Here is a 15,742-nt window from a genome sequence, read left to right on the forward strand (position 1 = left end):
CACACCGCCGGAGGCGGCACACACGGCGCCTGCCCGTTCCCTCGCGAGATGAAACGTCCCGACCCCCTCCCACGAGGGGGAACGCGGGAGACGGAGGGTGATCAGGAGGTGGCGTCGGGAAGCTCCACGGGGATCTCCCCGCCGAGCCGGGCGCCGTCCTCCAGCTCCAGGGAGTCGCCGCTCCAGAACCGGCCCGGATCGTAGTAGCCCGGCCGGTTCCCCTTGGGGAGCAGCCCCATCTCCTCGTAGGTCAGGGCCACCACCTCGGCGCAGTAGGCGGTCTCCAACCTCCGCTCCCGGGCCCGTCCGCGGAAGGGGAGCCGGCCCAGAGCCCACCGTCCGGCCAACCGGGCGGTGGAGGGGAAGGGGGTCCCGTCCAGGCGGGCCACCGTGCGCAGCGCGGCGTCCTCCATCGAGCGATCGGCCACCGGGTCGAGTTGGCGCAGCCACCCCCGCTGCCCGTAGCGGCGCCCCCACACCAGGACGGCGTCGCGCAGATCGTGCAGCTGGACCCCGCGTTGATGGACGCCGGACCACATGTCGACGAGGGAGCGGCCCAGCTCCGCGTGCCACATCAAGGGCGGCAGGTCGTCGATGACCACGGACATGCCGACATGGTTGACCGGGCTGTTCGTGGTGATCTGGATGGCCCGGTCGGGTACGGCGGTACCCCGGAACACCCACAGATCACCGGTCCGCGTCAGCTCGACCGCCTCATCCAGGGACAGGCTCATAGCGCCCACCGTACCCCCGCGCCCTCCGAGGGCGAAGAGCGCTCACGCCGGTTAGCGTGGGGGCATGAGGAAGTGGTGGAAGACCCTGGGGCTGGCCGCGTTCGTGGGTGTGGCGGCCACCGGAGCGGCGATCGCCCGGGCCGAGCGCCGACGCCGTGCCTACACCCCCGACCAGGTCAGGGAACGTCTGCACGAACGCGTGGCTCTGGCCCGCGCGGCCGGAGCGGACACGGAGGGCGCCGGGGCCGCCCCCGTCGCGCGCGGCGGCGCCGGGCCCCTTCGAGAGCGTCGGGAGACGCTTCGGACCCGGGCCGCGAGGACGCCTCCGGTGGCCGGTATCGGCCGCCTGCTCCGTCGGATCGATCCCCGACGGCGCGGGTGAGGCGCGGCACCGGTCCGGTCAGAGCGTCCTGCCCAGGAACCCGACCTTCTCCAACAGGGTGATGTGATCGGTCCCCAGGGTGTCCAGGAAGGCGATGACGTCCCGATGCGGGGCCCGGTGCAGCGGCGCGCTGGTGCGCACCAGCCCCACCTGGGACAGGCCCTCGCCGCCCAGACGGGAGGAGGGGGTGGCGGGCGGGCGGACGCTGTACAGGCGCCACGCGCTGCCTCGGGGGGCCGAGGCGAGCAGCATCGTCGGTCTGCTCCACACCAACAGCGCCCACGCCTTGGGGCCCTGGGCGTGGACCATGACCGGCGCGTCGCCCTCCGCCACGAGCTCGGCGATCCGGGCGGCCACCGGAACCGGGTTGGTGAAGTTCCCGCGCACACGGTGGATCCCGGAGTCGAACTCCAGGGTCCAGCCCGACGCCTCCACCTCCGCGGCCACCTCGGATTCCCGACCCTCCTCCGTTACCGGAGTGACGGGGGCCGGCGGCGGATCGGCGGCGACGATCGCCCCCAGGACGAGCCCGGCCTCGGCCGGACGGACCAGGGAACGCGGGTGGGAGCCGATGGTCAGCGCCGAACGCCTTCCGTCCACCGCCCACTCGACGAGACCGCCGTGTCGGGGGACCCCGTCGGGCACCCGGCGCGGCTCGGCCCGGATCCCGATCTCCTCCAGGCTCCGCAGGGCCGCCTCGACGTCCTCCACGGGCCAGTCGTCGGGAGCACCGAGCACCACCGAGGTCGGCGACAGGCGTCCGGTCAGGGCGCGCAGGGCCTCGGGATCGGCGCCGCGCAGCGGCGCGTACAGGCACAGCTCGTCCACCGGCCCCTCGGGCAACCGGTCGATCAAGGGGCCGTCGATGTTGTGCGCCACCCGGGTCGGGTCCTCCAACGGGCAGGACAGCACAAGGTCCTCCAGCCGGTCGGCGAACCCGTTCAAGTGGGCGGCCATCGGGGCGGGGACCGGGCCGGTGGCGGCGCGCTCGCGCAGCCAGGAGCCCAGGTCGGCGAAGGCCCACGGCACCCCTTCGGGCCCGCCGCGCAGCACCGACCACGGTCGACGGTCCAGGTCCAGGCCCGGGGCGCCGCCGCCGAAGGCGGCCACGACGTGTTCGTCGCCCACCAGCAGCACGAGCTCGGGCAGCGGGTCGGGGCCGGAGCGTTCGATCAGGGCGAGGGAGCGTTCGGGGCGGAAGACGGCCGCGGGTTCGGTCCCGGGGGCGGCGGCGCCGAGCACGGCCACCGAGGCCTCCATCTCCCGCGCGGCCGGAACGACGTTCCGCTCCACTTCGGGAAGGTCGGGTTCGGAGCCGATCAGCAGGAACCCGCGCAGGGCGGCCCCGTCGGTACGGGAGGACCACTCGCGCAGAAGGGCGAGCGGAGAGACGGACACGAGAACCTCATCTCACTACCGGAAAGGGTCCCGAGTCTAGTGGAGGCGCGGCCGCGAGAAGGAGCGGACCCCGTAGGAGGGCGTGAATCCCACCCCCGTGCGCCGGACCCGTCGGGAAGTGCGACGATGTGAGGACGATGTCCGAGAACCGACCGTGCCGACCGCTGCGCTCCGGGGTGTTCACCCTGGTGTGCGCGAGCCTGTCCGCGATCGGACACGCGGTCGGGTCGGGGCACGACGTCCCCCTCCTCGGTCTTCTGCTCGGCGGCGCCGTCGTCCTGGCCACCGCCTGGGCGGCCTCCGCGCGCCGACTGGGTCTGTGGGAGTTGACCGCCTGGATGCTGTGGGGCCAGTTCGCCCTGCACGTGACCTTCAGCGCCGCCCAGGGCTGGGGCGTCGGTCACCAGGACCATCTCGGCGCCTCCCTCCAACAGGAACCGATGTCGGCCTGGGCGATGATCACGATGCACGTGGTCATGGCCCTGGTCAGCTCCTGGTGGCTGCGTCTGGGCGAGAACGCCCTCTTCGCCTTCCTCCACTTCATGGCGCTGTCCCTGGTGCCGCTGCTCCTGGTGGTGGGGGCCGTCCCCGCGCCGAGGACACCGTCCTCCACGGCGCCGGCCCCGGTCGACGAGCCCCGTCGTCCCGACACCTTCTGTCTGCGGCACACCCGTGTTCTGAGAGGACCGCCTCCGGTGCTCGCGGCCTGACCAGGGGCGGTCCGAGACCGCTCCCGCACCCGTGCGCCCTCTTCGGCGCCCTCGTGCGGTCGCCGGGTGTCTCCGCACCCGGGCGGATCCGCCCCCTCGGCCGGTCGCCTCCCGCGTCCCCGCGGTGCGTCGCGCACCGCAGCCCACAGAACCGCGATCCCGGAGCGAGGACCATCGGCGTCCCTCCTCCGGACGGTCGCGCGCGGTGACAGAAGGACCGTGAAGATGATCGACGGCATCGACGTCGGTCGTGCCCCGAACGAGGAGCACACCGATCTGAGCCGGCTCGCGCTCAACGCCGGCAGGGGAGCCCCGGGTGCGATGGACACCCTGTTCACGCTCACCCGCGACGACGTGACCCGCTATATCGCCCGACGGGTGGACCCCGGCTGGGTGGAGGACCTGACCCAGGAGACCTTCTCCCGGGCCGTGCGCTCCCTGCCCCGCTACGCGGGCCGTTCCCCCGTCCGCGCCTGGCTGCTCTCGGTGGCCCGGCACACCGTGGTCGACCGCTACCGGGCCGTGGGGCGCACGCCCCGCACCGACCCGGTCGACGACTGGGAGCGGTCGCTCGGCACGACGGCGGCAGCCCCGGACCGTTTCGACGAGTACATCGCCCTGCTCGACCTGGTGGACGAACTGCCCGAGGACCGGCGCACCGCCTTCGTCCTCACCCAGGTGCGTCGCCTGTCCTACGCCGAGACCGCGGCGCTCACCGGGGTCCCGGTCGGCACCGTCCGCTCCCGTGTGGCGCGTGGACGCCGGGACCTGATCCGTCTGCTCCGGGAGGCCGCGTGACCTCCCGAACCGCCCACGGCCGAACGTCGGCCGCGAACCCGAGGAGAACCTCCGTGACCGCACTCACGACCCGAGCGGCCCTGGCCGCCACCGCCGTCCTGCTGGCCGCCACCGCCTGTTCGTCGGGCACCGACCTCGCCGACGTCGACTACTACCTCGACCTGTCCGACGACCCGATGCCCGCCTCGGACATGGAGCTGTCCACGCTGGAGGGCGACCCCTGGCGGTTCACCGACGTCGCCGACGACCGGCTCACCCTGCTCTTCTTCGGCTACACGAGCTGCCCGGACGTGTGCCCCATGACCATGGCCGAGATCTCCCTGGCCCTGGAGAACGCGGAGGCCGACGCCGACGACTTCGACGTGGTGATGGTCACCAGCGACCCCGCGCGCGACACCGGCGAGCAGCTCCGCTCCTGGCTGGACCGGTTCGACCCCGACTTCCAGGGGGTGCGCGGCGACATCGACGTCACCGTAGAGGCGGCCCTGGACTACGGCGTGCCCATCGAGGCGCCTCAGGAGACCGACGGCGAGTACCTGGTCTCCCACGGCGGCCGGATCGTCGTGCTGACCCCCGACGGTGAGGCCGCGGGGCTGTTCGAGGAGGGCGTCGAGGCCGACGACATCGCCGAACTGCTGCCGGTCCTGAGCGGGGAACTGCTGTGACCGAGGGGCCCTCCCGACGTGGACTGTTCGCCGGCGCGGGGGCGGCCGGGGCGGTGGGTCTGGTCGCCGGAGGGCTGTTCGGCGCGGGCGCGATCAGGGGTTCCTCCGAGCCCGACCCCGCGCGGGAACTGATGCTCGCCGCGGGCGGGCCCGCCGAGGGCCTCGTGCCCGCGCTGCGGACCCCGACCCCCGCTCACGTGCACGTGGTCGCCGTCGACCTGACCGCCGACACCCCCTCCGCCGTGGCCGCGCAGGCCCGGACGGTTCTGGAGGAATGGCACGATCGGGCCCGGGAACTGCACGAGAGCGGTCTCGCGTCGGTCGTCGAGGGAGCGCCCACCCAGGGGCTGCGTCCGGCCTCCCTGGGCGTCACCCTCGGTCTGGGGCCGAGTCTGTTGGAACGCGCGGGGCTGGAGGATCGTCGGCCCGAGGCCCTGGCCGATCCACCCGCCTTCGACACCGACCGGCTCGACCCGGCCCTGTGCGGCGGCGACCTGATGCTGCACGTGGGCGCCGAGGATCCGGTGGTGGTCGGCTCCGCCGTGCGCCACCTGCTCGGTCGGGTACGAGAGCACACCCGTGTCCGCTGGTCACTGCCGGGCTTCCAACGTTCGGCGGCGGCCGCCGAGGACCCCTCCGCGACGCCGCGCAACCTCATGGGGCAGATCGATGGAACGGTCAACCCGTCCCCGGGGGAGGCGGTGTTCTCCCCACAGGTGCTGGCCTCCCACACCGACCCCGCCGAGGAGTGGATGGACGGCGGTACCTACGTGGTGGTGCGCCGCATCCGCATGCTCCTGGACGACTGGTTCGACCTGTCGAAGGGGGAACGCGAACGCGTGGTGGGGCGGCGCCTCGACGACGGGGCTCCGCTGGGCGGGGAACGGGAGGAGGACCTGCCCGATCTGTCCGCCCGTGACGAGGACGGTGAGCCGGTGATCCCCGCCGACGCCCACATCCGGCTGGCCGGCTCCGAGAGCACCATGGGCGCGCGCATGCTCCGCCGCGGCTTCAACTACGACCTGGGCCTGGACGCGGACGGTGAGCCCGATACGGGGCTGCTGTTCACCGCCTGGCAGGGCGATCCGAACACCGGCTTCACGGCGGTGCAGCGGCGGCTGGACGAGGGTGGCGACGCGCTCAACAGGTACGTCCGCCACGAGGGGAGCGCCGTGTTCGCGGTGCCCCCGCTCCGGGACGACGAACCGTTCGTCTCCCACGGGCTGTGGACGTGAACGGGCGGCACCGCCCCGCCGTGAGGGGCCTCACGCGAGGAGACGGCGGGCGGTGGGAACCCGGGAGGGTCGGACGGCGACTCCCGAAGACGACGGACGAACACGAAAGACGGAGGAACGACATGCGTCACGAGCGGGTACGCGGACTCGGCGGGGTCATTCCGGCCGCCCTGGCCCTGGTGCTCCTGGGGAGCGCCTGCGGGACCGACGGGGAGCCCGAACCGGAGCGGGCGGCCGTCGAGGAGGAACCGGGGGCCGGGGCCGAGGCCGGCGACCTGCTCATCACGGGCGCCTGGATGCCGGAGCCCGCCAACCCGGCCGTGGGCGTGGTCTACCTGGAGGTCTCCAACGACGCCGCGGAGGACGACGCCGTGGTCTCGGTGAGCACCGACGCCTCCGAGGACGCCGAACTGTGCCGTACCGAGACCACCGAGTCGGGCGCCTCCACGATGCGCACCGTCGAGGAGATCCCGGTCCCCGCGGGCGGCACCACCACGTTCGTGGACGGCGGCTACCACATCATGGTCAACGACATCCCCGACCCGTTGGAGGTCGGGGACACCGTCGCCGTCACCCTCGGTTTCGCGAGTCGGACCGAGGTCGAGCTGGACGTTCCGGTGCTGGAGATGACCGGAGGTCCGAGCGGGGGCGAGGACGCCGGGGAGCACGACGGCCACCACTGAGGTCGCCCGCCCGCAGGCCGATCACCGTGTCCACCAGCAGGAACACCGCCAAGGACACGCCCAGGACCGGCATCGCCCACCCCAGGGCGGCCAGGAACACCACCACGGCCGTCTTGAGCGGTGGCGACAGGGCGAGGAAGGATCCGCGGGGGTGGGGCCGTCCCACCCCCGCCATCCGCTCCCGGTCCGGACGGCGCAGCCACCACGACCGGTAGCCCATCGCGATCACGTACACCAGGCCGAGGCACAGCGCCGTCAACGCGATCTGGTTGGGGATCCCGAACAGCACGCCCATGTGCGCGTCCACACCCCATCGGCTGAGTTTGGCCATGAACGGATGGTCGGCGAAGCGCACCACGTCGACCACCTCGCCGGTGTCCTGGGCCAGGGCGGCGGAGTCGGCCTTGGTGGGCCAGGACCGTTCGATCTGCGTGACCACGTAGGGGGAGACGTGGTCGCGGGGGAGGTCGACCGCGACGGGGCCGTCCAGCCCCGCGTCGCGCGCCCGGTCCATCACCCGGTCGATCCCCGCGTCCACGCCGGGGCTGTCCGACGAGGGTCCGGTCGCCACGGTCGGTGTGGTCCACGACAACGCCGCACGCAGATCGGTGACGTTGGCGCCCGCGTACTTCGACCAGGTCAGCCCGGTCGCCGACAGGAACAGCAGGCCCACCAGCAGCCACACTCCCACGGTCGCGTGCGCCGACACCGTGCGGGAACGCGCGGAACCCTCCCCGCGTCCGCTCCAGGGCAGCAGCGTCCGCCGCGCTCCCCGCCGTCGGGCCCGCGCCAGCCACAGCAGACAGCCGCCCAGGGCCACCGGGGCCAGCCAGCTCGCCGCCAACTCGCTGTACAGGCGGCCCACCTCGCCCAGGTGCAGCTCACGGTGGAGCAGATCGATCCAGGTCCGTGCCGGTAGGGCGCCGCTGGTGCCGTAGCTCTCGGAGATCCCCAGGACCTCGCCGCGATGGGGGTCGACGAACACGGCGGTCTGCGGCCCCTCCCGGTAGGGGACGCCCTCGACCGAGCGGTCGAGCAGCACGCGGGTGGAGTCCTCGGGGCCGGTGGCCGGTCGCACCGAGGTGGCCCGGGCCCCGGGGACCTCGTCCTCTGCCAGCCGTACCTGCTCGCTCAGGCTCAGGGAGTGCTCGGAGGCCGGCACCCGCAACAGGTCGTCGTAGAGCGCCCGCTCCACCTGCGGGGTCCACACGTACAGCAGCCCCGAGACCGCCGCCACCAGGACGAAGGGGGCGATCAGCACCCCCGCGTAGAAGTGCGCCCGCAGGATCAGCGGCCGCAGCGCCGCCCACACCCCGCGTCGCCGTTCCCGGTCCGGGCTCGGCGGCCCTCCGGCCCGTTCGTCGGTCGTCTCCACACGGTCCTCCTCTTCCTCGATCTCGACCACTCACGTCGTCCTGGGGAGGCGAAGAGTTCCCGGCGGGTCGGGCGGTTCGAAAACCGGTTGCCGGGGCCGGAGACGGAACGCGAGTCTGATCCGGGCCTCTCGCGAGGAGGGGCCCGTGACGAAGGAGGAACCGTGAAGGACACGACCCTGGTGGTGGGCGCCACCGGCAACGTGGGCGCGCAGGTGAGACGTCTTCTCGTCGAGGCGGGCCGGCCGGTCCGGGCGTTGAGCCGAGACGTCCACCCCGAGGAGGCCGGGGTGGAGTGGGTCCGCGGGGACCTCACCGCCCCCGAGACCCTGATCCCGACCCTGGACGGGGTGGGCGCCGTCTTCCTGGTGTGGCCCGGCCTGGACACCGAATACGCGCGGGAGGTCGCCGGGATCCTCGCCGAACGGGACGCGCACGTGGCCTACCTGTCCTCGGCCGGGATCGACGACGGACGGGACGAGCAGGCCGACCCCATCAACGCGATGCACGCCGAGGTGGAGCGGGCCCTGGACGAGAGCGGGGCGAAGGCGACCCACCTGCGCTGCACGAGCTTCGCCGCCTCCCTGCTCGAATGGGCCGACCAGATCCGCGAGGGGCTGGTCCGCGACGTCTTCGGCGAGGCCCGCCGCACCCTGCTGCACGAACGCGACATCGCCGAGGTCGCGGTCCGGGTCCTGGGCGAGGGCGCCCATCGGGGAGAGCGCCTCCTGCTCAGCGGACCGACCCCGCTCACCCAGGTGGAGCAGGTGCGGATCATCGCCGACACCCTCGGCACGCGGGTGCGCTTCGAAGAGGTCCCCCTCGACGAACTGCGCTCGCACATGCGGTCCGAGGGTTGGGAGGACGCCGACATCGAGGGGATGATCACCGCCTACGCCGCGATGGTCGAGGCCGAACAGCCCGTGTGGGACACCGTGGAACGGATCACCGGACACCCGCCCCTGGGCCTGGACCGGTGGATCCTGGACCACGAGGCCGACCTGCGTTAGGAGAGACCGGGGAGAACGGTCACCCCTGCGGTCCCGTCATGGACAGATGGGCGCGCAGGGCGTGCGCGGTCGCGCTTCCGCCCTCACGGGCCAGACGCTCCGGCGTCCCCTCGAACACCACCCGACCTCCCTCATGGCCGGCCCCGGGCCCCAGGTCCACGACGTGATCGGCGGCGGCCACCACGTCCATGCGGTGTTCGACCACCACCACGGTCGCCCCCTCGTCCACCATGCGATGGAACAGCGCCACCAGCCCGGCGACGTCCCCGCCGTGCAGACCGCTCGTGGGTTCGTCCAGCACGTACAGGCGTGCCGGAGCGGCGAGCTCCCGGGCCAAGGCGAGCCGTTGACGTTCTCCGCCGGAGAGCGTGTCCAGGGAACGGCCCAGCGGCAGATACCCCAGCCCGACCCGATCCAGCCGTTCCAACGCCCCCGTGACCTCGACCCCGGCCACACCATCGAAGAACGCCCGCGCCCGGGCGGCCGACATCGCCGACACGTCGGCGACGCTGTGCCCCGCCAGGGTGTAGGACAGGGCGCGCCGGTTGAAACGCAACCCGTCGCAGTCCTCGCAGACGGTCTCCACCTCCTCCAGGAAGGCGAGGTCGGTGATGATCACGCCGCGCCCACGGCAGGTCGGGCAGGCCCCGGTGGAGTTGGCGCTGAACCATCCCGGTGCCACCCCGTGCGCGCGGGCGAACGCCCCCCGCACCGCGTTCTGGATCCCCAACGCCGTGATCAGGGTGGATCGCGGACCTCCGCGCAGTGGCCCCTGGTCGAGCACCACCGCGTCCGGGCGGACCCGGGGCAGCTCTCCGTGCACCAGCGAACTCTTGCCCGACCCCGCCACACCGGTGACCACGGTCAGCACTCCGGTGGGCAGGGACACGTCGATCCCGCGCAGGTTGTGCAGCCGCGCGTCGCGGATCTCCACGTGGCCGTCGGGCGTCCGCGGCTCTTCGCGCAGCCGTCGTTCCGCGCGCAGGAGGCGTCCCGTGGGGGTGTCGGCCTGGCGCAACCCCTTCACCGACCCCTGGTACACGATCCGTCCGCCCGCGCTCCCCGCGCCCGGCCCCAGGTCCACGACGTGGTCGGCGGCGGCGATCATGGTCGGATCGTGCTCCACCACCAGCACCGTGTTGCCCTCGTCCCGCAGCCGGGTGAGCAGCGAGATGAGCCGACGCACGTCCGAGGGGTGCAGCCCCGCGCCGGGCTCGTCGAGCACGTAGGTCAGCCCGGTGAGCGATCCGCCCAGATGCCGGACGAGACGGACCCGCTGGGCCTCGCCACCGGACAGGGTCGAGGAGACCCGGTCCAGGGAGAGGTAGCCCAGCCCCACCTCCTCCAGACCGCGCAGCCGCTCCGCCAGCGCGGCCGTCACCGGGGCGACCCGGGGGTCGTCGATCCCGGCCACCACCCCGGCGAGCTCGACGATCGGCATCGCGCACAGGTCGGCGATGTTGTACCGGCCGATCCGGCACTCCAACGCCGCCCGGTTCAACCGGGCGCCCCCGCACAGGTCGCAGATGCCCCGTCGCACCACCCGCTCCAGGTCGGCCCGGTCGCGTTCGTTCGGCCGTTCGGTGTCCAGCAGGCTCCGGGTGATCCGGGGTACGACCCCCTCGAACACCCCGGTGACGGGGAACTCCGGGTCCGGGTCGGGCGGGCGCAGGTTCTCGGCGTGCAACAGCAGATCCCTCTGCTCGGGGGTGTAGGAGCCCACGGGCGCGGAGCGGTCGAACAGTCCCGAGTGCACGTAGCGCTTCCAACGCCAGGTGCCGGGGGCGAAGGCGCGCAGGCGGATCGCGCCCTCGTCCAGGGACAGCGCCGGGTCCAACAGCTCGTCGGTGTCGATGCGCCGGGTGGTGCCCAGGCCCTCGCACCCCGGGCACATCCCGCTCGGGTCGTTGAACGAGAATGCCGGCGAGTACCCGGCGGCGGGGGTCCCGATCCGGGAGAACAGCAAGCGCATCGGCGCGGCCAGGTCGGTGGCGGTCCCCACCGTCGAACGCGCGTTGCCGCCGAACCGGCGCTGATCCACGGCCAGGGTCACCGTCAGTCGGGAGATCCGGTCGACGTCGGGGGTGCGCGGCCGGGCCAGCCTGCTCCGGGCGAAGCTGTCGTGGGTCTCGTCGAGCCGGCGTCGCGACTCGGCCGCGATCGTGTCGTACACCAGGGAGGACTTGCCCGAGCCGGACACCCCGGTGAACACGATGAGCCGTTCGCGGGGCAGGGTCACGTCGACGTCCCACAGATTGTTCTCGCGAGCGCCGACCACGGTGATCCCCGGGCGGTCGAGGTCTGGAGTGTTCATGTCGCCACGCTAGGAAAGGTTGTGGTCGGAATCCGGCCACAATTCGAGGAGAATGTCGACCATGGCCGACACCGGACGGCGGATGCTCCGCCTGCTCTCGCTCCTCCAGAACGGCCGTTCCTGGTCGGGGGCGGCCCTGGCCGAGGCCCTGGACACCAGCCCGCGCTCCCTGCGCCGTGACATCGACCGCCTGCGCGAGCTCGGCTATCCGGTGGAGAGTCTGCGCGGCCCCGGCGGCCACTACCGTCTGGTGGCGGGCAACGCCGTTCCGCCGCTGATGTTCGAGGACGACGAGGTCGTCACCGTCGCCCTGGGGCTGCGTATGGTGGCCGGCGGGCTCAGCGGGGTCGAGGACGTGGAGGAGGGGGCCGAGCGTGCCCTGGGCAAGATCGAACGGGTTCTGCCCTCACGGCTGTCCCGACGCGCCGCCTCCCTGTCGGCGGCGGTGGACCCGGGGCGGAGGGTCTGGCCCGGGCCCTCGGCCGACCTGGTCACGACCCTGGGCGAGGCGGTGGCCGCCGGGCATCGGGTGCGGCTGCTCCACCGGGGCCGCGACGGGGCCGAACGACGACGTCGGGTCGACCCCTACCGGCTGATCCTGCTCCGGCGGCGCTGGTACCTGTTCGGCTGGGACCACGAACGCGAGGACTGGCGGTCCTTCCGGCTGGACCGGATCGTCGAGGCGACCCCCACCCACGCCCCCTACACCCGCAGGGAGCCGCCGGCCCGGGACCTGGCCGACCACCTGGAGCGCCGGTTCGGTCGCGCGGAGGAGCGGCACACCGTGACCGTGCTCTTCCACGCCTCGGCCGGCGAGGTGGCCGCGCGGCTGGTGCGGGTGGACGGGACCCTGGAGCCGGTCGGGGCGGACCGGGCCCGTTACACGGCCCGGGTCGACTCCCACGAGTGGATGGCGATGGTGCTGGCCCTGACCGGTCTGGACTTCACGGTGGAGGGGCCCGAGGGGTTCGTCGACCGTATCGCGGAGCTCTCCGCCCGTCTGGCCCGCGCGGTCACCCCGGAGGAAGCAGATGGAGGATCTCCGTCCGATGGCGGTCCACCGCCTCCCGGGAGTACAGCAGCGGAAAGTACGCGTCCCGGGCCCACCGGTCGGTCAGGTCGTCGTAGTGCGGGCTCCGAGGGTCCCCGCTCTGCCCCGGGGCGTTGATCGCCACCGAATGATCCCAGCCGCCCACGTCGATCACGATCCGGAAGGAGGCGCCGTGGTACTGGCGCCCCGAGGAGTCGTAGGCGGTCAGGTTCACGGTGTCGGCGCCGCCCGGGCGGGGGACCCGGCGTCCGAACGCCCAGGCCGGCGGGTCCTCGGCCCGGGCGAGAGGATGATCGAGCCGGGCGAAGTGGTGCTCTCCCCAGTTCCACGCCGGCCCGAGAGGCCCCGAGCGGTCGACCAGGTCCCGGTGGGCCAGGGCCAGGGAACGCGCCACCGGGCCGATCTCGCCGCTCTCGACCGCCTCCTCCAACAGGTTCAGGCCGATCCGGGGGTCGAGCGCCGTGTCCCGACCGGGGGAGACGCCGCGGACGGCCTCCTCGACCCGGTCGGCTCCGACCAGGGGGAGGAGTCGTTCCCTCAGCAGGGCGGGCAGGAGGCGGTGGCGGAACCAGTGCTCGAACAAGGTCGGCTGGGGGAGGTCGACGGCCATGGAGCCGTCCCAGCCGCGCAGGAGCCGCCAGGCCCGCCGGGTGTCCGGCCCGGCCGATGCGAGGGCGTCGGAGTGGCGGCCCAGCGAGGCCAGGGCCGCGCGCGCGACCGGGCTCACCACGTCGGACTGGAGCCGGCAGACGTCCTCGACCGTCCATCCGGTCCGTGAGGACAGCTCCTCGGCGATGCGCTCGTAGCGGGTGGGCGGGGCCCAGTCGCGGGTGACGGTGAACGGCGTCCACGCCCGGGCTCGACCGAGGTTGTTCTCGTTGGCCGAGGCGAACCACCCCGAGGCGGGACGGCGCGCGGTCGGCAGGTCCGATCCGGAGCGCGATCCCGCCCACTCGTGGCCGCCGTCGCCGGGGACCGGCATGGAGCCGTCGCCTCGGGTACGGACCGGCACCCGTCCGGCGGCGATCCAGCCGAAGTCACCCTCGGTGTCGGCATAGACCTGGTTCTCCCCGGGCGTGCCCCACACCCGCAGGGCCTCGCGGAACCCTCGACCGTCGCGGGCCCGCATGTACCGGACCGAGCCCAGGTAAGGGGCCATGCCGTGGTCGAGCCAGGCGGCGCGTACGACCACGGCGGCGCGGCGTTCGAGATCGGTGTACACCACGGGTCCGTAGAGGCTGAAGACCAGCTCGGCCTCGTGGGCGGGGCCGCCCCGGACCGGGATCCGTTCGGTCGTCCTCTCGAAGGGGCGCCAAGAGCCGTGGTGGCGGTAGAGCCCGGGATCGTCGGGGTGGAGCTCGTGGACGTACAGGTCCTCCTGATCGATCGGGAAGATGGTCAGCCCGAAGGCCACGTGACCGTTGTGGCCGATGGACACCCCCGGCAGCGCCGGTTCGCCCGCGCCGATCACGTCGAACTCCGGGCAGCTCAGATGGGTGATGTGGCGCAGGGCCGGGGCACCGACGGTCCGGTGCGGGTCGTTGGCCAGGAGAGGGCGCCCAGTGGCGGTGCGTTCGCCCGAGATCACCCAGTTGTTGCTGCCGTCGGGTTCGAGCGGCGCGGGGCGGGGCCGGGCGCCGGACAGGTCGACGGGAGCGCAGGCCAGGCGGTACACGTCCAGGACCTCGGGCCGTAGTACGTCCGGGTCGAACCCCTCGGGGAGACGGAGGGGGAGGCGCGGCTCGCGGACCGCGCGCAGGTCCTCGGCCTCGGGGCCGAGATCGCGCAGGGTGAGGGCACGGGCCAGTTCCTTCTCGGCGTTGGCGTACAGCCCGTGGGAGCGGATCCGGCACAGGTCCTCGGGCGACCAGCGGGACGGGGTCGTGCCCAGGGCGGCGAAGTCGGGGCCCAAAAGATCGGGTTCGAGTTCGGTGAGGCGGATGTAGGCGTTGATCCCGGCGGTGAAGCGTTCGGCGGCCTCGCGTACCCCTTCACCGTAGGAGGACCACTCGGTGGCCATGTCGCCCCGGTACAGGAAGAGTCGGGCGGCCCGGTCCCGTTCCACGTGGGAGGGGCCAGGGAGTGTTTTTGTGGATGCTTTCGTTCGGCATCGGCGGAGCCGATCCGTGGCGAGCGGCCGCCAGGTGATCTCTCGCCAGACGACGAGCGAGGGGCAGCCCGGGTTTGGCTGTCCGAGTGATGTCGGCGCCGTGAGAGGAAGCCTGGCCACGCGAGCGCGGAATGATCCACAAAAGCACGATCAAGCGCCTGGGAGAGCAGTCCCAGGCCGCGACGGCGCCACAGGTCCAACTGGAACAGACGGTCGCGGGCGGCGGTGAAGCCCTGGGCGACGAAGGCGTCGCCGGCGCTCCGGGCCCTGATGTGGGGAATGCCCCAGCGGTCGACGACGACCTCGACCGGGGCGTCGAGTGCTTCGACGACGTGTGTGCGCTCCATGGCGGGCCTTTCCGTGGGGGCGGGGCTCGCGATGTACCTACCCTCGAGCGCCGGTGGAGGCACCGGAGGCGGGAAGCCGGAGACCAGGGAGGTGATCGGTTTCGCCAGGTTTATTACTCACTGGTAGGTTCGCGTTGTTACCCACAAGTAGGAAGGTGGTCGGAACCGTGCCCGAGGGTGCCCTGACCCGGATCAGACCCGTCCCCCACAGCACGCTCCGGATCTTCGTCCTGCACCACGCGGGCGGATCCCACCTGGGATATCGCGGATGGGTACGGCACTTCCCCGCCGACTGGGAGGTCTGCCTCCTGGACGCCCCGGGGCGGGCCCGCCGGATCGAGGCCGAACCCCTCCGGGATGCCGGCGCCCTGGCCGATCACCTGTGCGAGGTCGTACGCCCCGAACTCGACCGGCCCTACGCCCTCTTCGGCCACAGTATGGGCGCTCTGGTCGCCTACGAGATGACCCGGCGCCTCACCGACACGCCGCCGATCTGGCTGGGCGCCTCCGCCTGGAGTCCGACCCCCGGGGCCGAACGGCGCCGGCCCCGACACCTGTTCTCCGCGGAGGGCCTCCGCGAGGTGATCGTCCGTATGGGCGGTACCCCCAGGAGCGCCCTGGAGGACCCCGACCTGTGGTCCTACGTCGAGCCCCTGATGCGCGCCGACCTCGAACTGGTCGACACCTGGAACCCCGACCCCCGGGCCGCGCCGTTGACCGTCCCCGTGTCGGTGTTCGGCGGCGCCGACGACCAGGGGATGCCGCCCGAACGCCTCTCCGGGTGGGCCGACCACGTCGAGGGCGACATCCGCCACCACACCCTGCCCGGCGGGCACTTCTACTTCACCGGCCGCACCGGAGCGCTGGTCGAACGGATCACCGAGGACATCCGGAGCGTCCTGCGGAGGGCCCCGGGGAGGGTGTGACGCCCC

At 72.9% G+C, this 15,742-nt stretch carries 13 protein-coding genes and 2 pseudogenes; 9 read left to right on the forward strand and 6 right to left on the reverse strand.

The annotated features are described in order from the left end of the window. Positions 1–101: 101 nt before the first annotated feature. Complete coding sequence (locus tag D451_RS0112895) at positions 102–734, reverse strand: hypothetical protein (RefSeq protein WP_017534725.1); 633 nt, start codon at positions 732–734, stop codon at positions 102–104. Between the two features lie 64 nt (positions 735–798). Here D451_RS0112895 and D451_RS0112900 point away from each other — a divergent pair, with 64 nt between their 5' ends. Continuing rightward, complete coding sequence (locus tag D451_RS0112900; protein ID WP_017534726.1) at positions 799–1,116, forward strand: hypothetical protein; 318 nt, start codon at positions 799–801, stop codon at positions 1,114–1,116. 18 nt (positions 1,117–1,134) lie between these two features. Here D451_RS0112900 and D451_RS0112905 read toward each other — a convergent pair whose 3' ends face one another. Then, positions 1,135–2,514, reverse strand: coding sequence for a VOC family protein (locus D451_RS0112905; RefSeq protein WP_017534727.1), 1,380 nt, complete (start codon positions 2,512–2,514; stop codon positions 1,135–1,137). A gap of 137 nt (positions 2,515–2,651) precedes the next feature. Here D451_RS0112905 and D451_RS0112910 point away from each other — a divergent pair, with 137 nt between their 5' ends. The 5 genes from D451_RS0112910 to D451_RS26485 all read left to right on the forward strand — a co-directional run bounded on the left by D451_RS0112910 (position 2,652) and on the right by D451_RS26485 (position 6,605). Then, positions 2,652–3,224 carry a hypothetical protein gene (locus D451_RS0112910; protein ID WP_202421766.1) on the forward strand — a complete coding sequence of 191 codons (573 nt, stop codon included), beginning with the start codon at positions 2,652–2,654 and terminating at the stop codon, positions 3,222–3,224. A gap of 225 nt (positions 3,225–3,449) precedes the next feature. After that, positions 3,450–4,022 (forward strand): sigma-70 family RNA polymerase sigma factor, encoded by a 573-nt coding sequence (locus tag D451_RS0112915; protein WP_017534728.1) that lies wholly within the window; start codon positions 3,450–3,452, stop codon positions 4,020–4,022. 53 nt (positions 4,023–4,075) lie between these two features. Continuing rightward, positions 4,076–4,687 (forward strand): SCO family protein, encoded by a 612-nt coding sequence (locus D451_RS0112920; RefSeq protein WP_017534729.1) that lies wholly within the window; start codon positions 4,076–4,078, stop codon positions 4,685–4,687. After that, complete coding sequence (locus D451_RS0112925; RefSeq protein WP_017534730.1) at positions 4,684–5,922, forward strand: Dyp-type peroxidase; 1,239 nt, start codon at positions 4,684–4,686, stop codon at positions 5,920–5,922. Before D451_RS0112920 ends, D451_RS0112925 begins: the two co-directional genes overlap by 4 nt. Positions 5,923–6,044: 122 nt before the next feature. Next, entirely contained in the window at positions 6,045–6,605 is a 561-nt protein-coding gene (locus tag D451_RS26485) for a copper chaperone PCu(A)C (protein WP_017534731.1), read from the forward strand. Here D451_RS26485 and D451_RS0112935 read toward each other — a convergent pair. Next, positions 6,493–8,010, reverse strand: a complete 1,518-nt coding sequence (locus D451_RS0112935) for a PepSY-associated TM helix domain-containing protein (protein WP_017534732.1) — start codon at positions 8,008–8,010, stop codon at positions 6,493–6,495. The two genes, D451_RS26485 and D451_RS0112935, sit on opposite strands and share 113 nt — an antisense overlap. 132 nt (positions 8,011–8,142) lie before the next feature. On the opposite strand from D451_RS0112935, the gene D451_RS0112940 reads away from it, so the two are divergent. Beyond that, on the forward strand, positions 8,143–8,988 hold the full coding sequence (locus D451_RS0112940; protein ID WP_017534733.1) for an NmrA family NAD(P)-binding protein: 846 nt from the start codon (positions 8,143–8,145) through the stop codon (positions 8,986–8,988). A 19-nt stretch (positions 8,989–9,007) separates the two neighbouring features. On the opposite strand, the gene D451_RS0112945 is transcribed toward D451_RS0112940, so the two are convergent. Then, the gene (locus D451_RS0112945; RefSeq protein ID WP_017534734.1) at positions 9,008–11,302 is read right to left on the reverse strand and encodes an ATP-binding cassette domain-containing protein; all 2,295 of its coding nucleotides are present in this window, start codon (positions 11,300–11,302) and stop codon (positions 9,008–9,010) included. 61 nt (positions 11,303–11,363) lie between these two features. On the opposite strand from D451_RS0112945, the gene D451_RS0112950 reads away from it, so the two are divergent. Next, complete coding sequence (locus D451_RS0112950) at positions 11,364–12,470, forward strand: helix-turn-helix transcriptional regulator (RefSeq protein ID WP_017534735.1); 1,107 nt, start codon at positions 11,364–11,366, stop codon at positions 12,468–12,470. Here the strand turns inward: D451_RS0112950 and D451_RS28610 are convergent. Beyond that, positions 12,418–14,373: pseudogene (locus tag D451_RS28610) on the reverse strand (penicillin acylase family protein); the annotation flags it as partial. The gene D451_RS0112950 and the pseudogene D451_RS28610 sit on opposite strands and share 53 nt — an antisense overlap. A 236-nt stretch (positions 14,374–14,609) precedes the next feature. Further along, a pseudogene (locus D451_RS27335) lies at positions 14,610–14,810 on the reverse strand (penicillin acylase family protein); the annotation flags it as partial. Between the two features lie 167 nt (positions 14,811–14,977). On the opposite strand from D451_RS27335, the gene D451_RS0112965 reads away from it, so the two are divergent. Further along, positions 14,978–15,736 (forward strand): thioesterase II family protein, encoded by a 759-nt coding sequence (locus D451_RS0112965; RefSeq protein ID WP_026125029.1) that lies wholly within the window; start codon positions 14,978–14,980, stop codon positions 15,734–15,736. The last annotated feature ends 6 nt before the right edge of the window (positions 15,737–15,742 follow it).

It is taken from the genome of Nocardiopsis alba DSM 43377, from assembly GCF_000341225.1.
Classification (GTDB): Bacteria; Actinomycetota; Actinomycetes; order Streptosporangiales; family Streptosporangiaceae; genus Nocardiopsis; species Nocardiopsis alba.